General features: G+C 37.3%; 1 pseudogene. It reads right to left on the reverse strand.

The window, feature by feature from the left end:
- Nucleotides 1-582: pseudogene (locus BA053_RS06400) on the reverse strand (excinuclease ABC subunit UvrA); the annotation flags it as partial.

Genomic DNA, 582 nt, shown 5'->3' on the forward strand with positions numbered 1-582 from the left:
AATGTTAGCCTCTTGATTATTTCACTTAGTATTTTATTTGAGATTTGCTTCTGTTGTTCTGTGAGCTTGTCTGGCAAATTTTCAAACCACTTAAGGGATTCATCGATACTAAGCCCTGATATTTCACCTATATGTTTGCTATCAATTTTTACTGTAAGCGCTTCTTTTCTCAATCTATAGCCAGTGCATTCTCTGCAGTGAGTAACAGAGCAATATCGCTCAACAAGCGTTTCATCATAATCCATCTGGTTTTCTAAGATACTGACCAAACCTTGAAATTTACCGAAGCCAAAGAGTATCATATCTTTTACTTCTTGATCTATGTTCTTCCACGGAACATCAAGGCTAAATTTACAATTTTCAGCCAGTGATAGAATTGCACTTTTTAAAAATCCATAACCTGTGTGCACTTGACGGAACATTGATCCCACTGGCTTTAAAGCGCCTTCAGATATTGAAAGAGTTTCATCTGGCACTATCAGCTTCACATCAATAGCCAGCTTTTTACCAAGCCCATTACACGAACCACATGCACCGTAAGGGCTGTTAAAAGAAAATAATCTTGGTTCTATTTCCTCAAGA

Origin of the sequence: Wolbachia endosymbiont of Nomada ferruginata (assembly GCF_001675785.1) — a bacterium.
GTDB lineage: Bacteria > Pseudomonadota > Alphaproteobacteria > Rickettsiales > Anaplasmataceae > Wolbachia > Wolbachia pipientis.